Annotated in this window: 2 protein-coding genes and 4 pseudogenes; 3 read left to right on the forward strand and 3 right to left on the reverse strand. The window is 66.4% G+C overall.

From position 1 onward, the window contains the following. Both E2C06_RS35770 and E2C06_RS35775 read right to left on the reverse strand, forming a co-directional pair. A pseudogene (locus E2C06_RS35770) lies at positions 1-164 on the reverse strand (IS66 family transposase); the annotation flags it as partial. Between the two features lie 349 nt (positions 165-513). Further along, the gene (locus tag E2C06_RS35775; protein WP_133293292.1) at positions 514-1,713 is read right to left on the reverse strand and encodes an IS256 family transposase; all 1,200 of its coding nucleotides are present in this window, start codon (positions 1,711-1,713) and stop codon (positions 514-516) included. Between the two features lie 246 nt (positions 1,714-1,959). Between E2C06_RS35775 and E2C06_RS35780 the strand changes: the two are divergent. From E2C06_RS35780 to E2C06_RS41260, 3 pseudogenes are all read left to right on the forward strand, one after another. Continuing rightward, a pseudogene (locus E2C06_RS35780) lies at positions 1,960-2,717 on the forward strand (IS110 family RNA-guided transposase); the annotation flags it as partial. A 137-nt stretch (positions 2,718-2,854) separates the two neighbouring features. Further along, positions 2,855-3,059, forward strand: a pseudogene (locus E2C06_RS35785) (ISAzo13 family transposase); the annotation flags it as partial. Positions 3,060-3,311: 252 nt separating this feature from the next. Beyond that, positions 3,312-3,506, forward strand: a pseudogene (locus tag E2C06_RS41260) (ISAzo13-like element transposase-related protein); the annotation flags it as partial. A gap of 43 nt (positions 3,507-3,549) precedes the next feature. Here E2C06_RS41260 and E2C06_RS40090 read toward each other — a convergent pair. Then, positions 3,550-3,751: transposase (locus tag E2C06_RS40090; protein WP_241671624.1), on the reverse strand; the 202-nt coding region annotated here is incomplete at its 5' end.

The raw sequence follows: 3,751 nt of genomic DNA on the forward strand, positions 1-3,751 counted from the left end.
TGGCCCGGCTTGGCGCCTCCAGGCTTGGCGCGCTCGCGCCTCTCCTTCCGGTCCGTGGACGGCGGCTGGGAGGATGTGCGCGAGGTCTTCTCCGGCCGCTGCAGCCGCAGCACCAGCTCGATCAGCTCCGCCTTGCTCAGCCGCTCAAGCGCGTCCCGCTGCATGCCAGGATCGAATCAGCCAACCCGCTTCCGCGTAAGGAGGGTGGGTAATTACCAGACACTGATCTCCTTCAGCGAAACGTCGAGCGCGACATACTGCTCCATGGCGGCTCCTCCCGAGATGGCGTACCCGCGCTGATGCTAGCCAGCGGGCGTCGGGGAGGCTGCCCGCCCCGATTACCGCATGTTTGACGAACAGATCGTGGCCGCCAAGGTGGGGTTGCGGACAGTTCTCTTCCTGAAGACCGCTATATTGAGGGCAGTTGATCGTACGTCGGTTGAAGATTTCGACTCGATCGTGCCCCAACACGTGGTGTAGGAGCGGTGCTACTGGGCGGGCTGGGCCGCCTTGTCAGGATGCCAGGGCTGGCAGGCTGACGGGTGCAGTATCGCTGATGGTGCCGATGGTCTCCAGAGTCATGTAGCGGGCCCGCTGGGTGGCCCACTCGTCAGACTGTTCGAGCAGGATCGCGCCGATCAGCCTGGTGATGGCAGCGTCGTTGGGGAATATGCCGACGACATCGGTGCGGCGCTTGATCTCGCCGTTGAGCCGCTCGATCGGGTTTGTGCTGTGCAACTTGGCCCGATGCGCGGCGGGGAAGTGCATGTAGGCGAGGACGTCCTCCTCGGCGGCGTCCATCAAGGCGGCCAGCTTCGGCACCTTGGGGCGGAGTTGGTCGGCCACCGTGCGCCATTGGGCGTGGGCAGTCGCGGCGTCCTCCTGGGCATAGGCGGTGCCGATCCAGGCGGAGACGATGCGGCGCTGGATCTTCCCGGCATGAGCCAGGGCCGTGCGGCCGAAATGCACGCGACAGCGTTGCCAGGTTGCCCGCAGCACCTTGGTCACCGCGGCCTTCAGCCCCTCATGGGCGTCGGAGATGACCAGCTTGACGCCCCGTAGCCCGCGCCGCGCCAGGGCGCGCAGGAAGTCCAGCCAGAACGTCTCTGCCTCGGAGGCGCCGATGGCCATGCCGAGGACTTCGCGCCGGCCGTCGCCATTGACGCCGACCGCGATGGTGACGGCGACCGGGACAATGCGTCCGGCCTCGCGGACCTTCACGTAAGTGGCGTCGAGCCAGAGGTACGGCCAGTCGCCCTCGATCGGGCGGGCGAGGAAGTCGGCGACCCGCTCGTCGATCTCGGCGCAGAGGCGACTGACCTGGCTCTTGGAGACGCCTTCCAGACCCATGGCACGGACCAAGTCATCGACCGAGCGGGTCGAGATGCCGTGGACATAGGCCTCCTGGATCACTGCGGTCAGCGCCTTCTCGGCGGTCCTGCGGGGCTCGAGAAAGCCCGGGAAGTAGGATCCCCGCCGGAGCTTCGGGATCCGTAACTCGACCGTCCCGGCGCGGGTCTGCCAGTCACGCTCGCGGTAACCGTTGCGCTGGTTCACCCGCTCGGCGCTGCGTTCACCATGGGCGGCGCCGCACAGGCCATCAGCTTCCAGCTCCATCAGCCGCTGGGCGGCGAAGCCGATCATCTCGCGGAGGAAGGTCGCGTCAGAACCCTTCTCCAAGAGCTCCCGAAGGGCAATCCTGTCGTCGGTCATCGTGGCTGTCCAAGGTTCGGGGTGCAGGTCTCGACAACCCAACCCTACCCAGGACCACCACGATGGCCGCCACCGTTACGGCAGCGGCCTCTTACACCACCTCGCGGGACACGACCTTCGACTCTGGCGAAGTGCTGACAGATGGGGTGATTGGGGTCTCTCCCCGGTGATCCGGTGGCTGCTCATCTCAGGATGATAAAGCGTGGTCCGGTTTGCATCGGCCACCAGCATCGAGGAGGAGCAGCCATGGGTAACTTTGCAGGCTTGGATGTATCGCTGGACGAGGCCGCCATCTGCATCGTCGATGATGTCGGCCGCATCGTGCGCGAAGCGCGCGCGGCCAGCGAGCCGGACGTCCTGGTCGCGTTCTTCGGGCCTTGCGGCATTGCGATTGAGCGGGTCGGCCTCGAGGCGTGTTCGCTGACGGCTTGGCTACATGCCGGGCTGACGGAGGTCGGCCTGCCGGCGATTTGCATCGAGGCGCGCCAGGCCAAGGCGGCGACGGGCGCTATGCCGAACAGGACCGACCGCAACGACGCGCGCGGGATCGCGCAGATCATGCGCACCGGCTGGTATCGGGCGGTGCATGTGAAGAGCCCACCCTGCCGCTCCTGGCAGGCGCTGCTCACTGCGCGGTGGATGCTGCTCAACAAGCGCCGCGACGTCGAGAACGGCATTCGGGCGCTGCTGCGGGAGGCCGGGCTGAAAGTCGGCACGCCGAGCCGCAAGGCGTTCCCGACGCGGGTGCGCGAACTGGCGGCCGATACCCGGTCTTGGCAAGCCTGGCCGCGTCGATGCTAACCGTCGTCGAGGCGATGACCCAGGAGGTCGACCAGCTGACCAAGCGGGTGCTCGACGAGGTACGCCTGGAACCCACCGGCCGCCGGCTGATGACGGTGCCGGGCGTCGAGCCCCTGACCGCCCTGGCATTCCGCGCGACTATCGACCGGCCGAACCGTTTCCGAGAATTCTGCGACGTGGGTACGCATCTCGGGCTACCAGCGTAACGCAATCAGTCCGGCGAGACTGACATCTAAGGATCTGACGCGTAAAAACTGGATCAGATGTAGTGGCGGCTCAGTGGCTGAGAGCTGGAAGAGACTGACGGTGGTTGGCCGCGGTGGCGTAATCGGCGGGGGTGATCGACCTCGACGACATCCGCATTCGGTATCAGCAAGCCTACAAGTTCCTGGATGAGCGCGGGCGACGGCTGTCTGCGGCCAACGAGGCCCTGGCGCTGGGCCATGGTGGGGTGACGGCGACTTCGGCTGCGGTCGGGCTGGCGCGCAGCACTATCCGGCGAGCCATCGTGGAGCTGCAGAGCGGGGCCAATCCGATCGGCCCGCGGGTGTAGAGCGACAATCTGGACCTGCTCGCCCGCGACAATCAGGGCGCCGCGAGTGAACATTCCGGCACTGCTCATGGTTGCCTCTTCCTCCGATCGTCCTCGTTGACCAAACCCTCGTAAAGCCTGGCCTTTCAGGCCACCGCCTACGGCGGCTTCGGGCTTGACGAGGATTCGGTCAACGAAGGGACGCAACTGGTGGATGTGTCGCCGATTCTCGCTGAACCATGGGTCCAGATTGTCGCGCGACACGCGGGTCAGACGAAGTGACGGCGGGCGCAAGAGCGCGGTCACCCTGCAACCGGAGCTGCCGGGCGCTCTGGAGGAGCTGATCGAGGATGCCATCCGCGGTGACCCGGAGACGCCATTGCGCTGGGTGAGCCGCAGCCAGCGTCAGATCGCCCGGGTACCGGGCGAGCGTGGCTTCGCCGTCAGCCAGAAGCTGGTTTGGGTTTGCCCCGTTTCGGTGGCTTTTCCGCAGGAGGCGTGGTTCAGGCGGCGAGGAGCACGCGGCGGCGGAGAAGGTCGAAGCTGCTGCGTCCAAAGGTCTGGCGTTTCAGCATTTTCAGCTTGCCCACCTGACCCTCGGTTTGTCCGCTGCTCCATGTGCTGGTGAGCGCGGCTTTCACCGCTGCGCCGTCCTGCTGCAGCCCGGCGGCGAAGGTGGTAACGGCGGCCACACCGCTCCGCCGG

It is taken from the genome of Dankookia rubra, assembly GCF_004355005.1.
GTDB classification, from domain to species: domain Bacteria; phylum Pseudomonadota; class Alphaproteobacteria; order Acetobacterales; family Acetobacteraceae; genus Paracraurococcus; species Paracraurococcus ruber_A.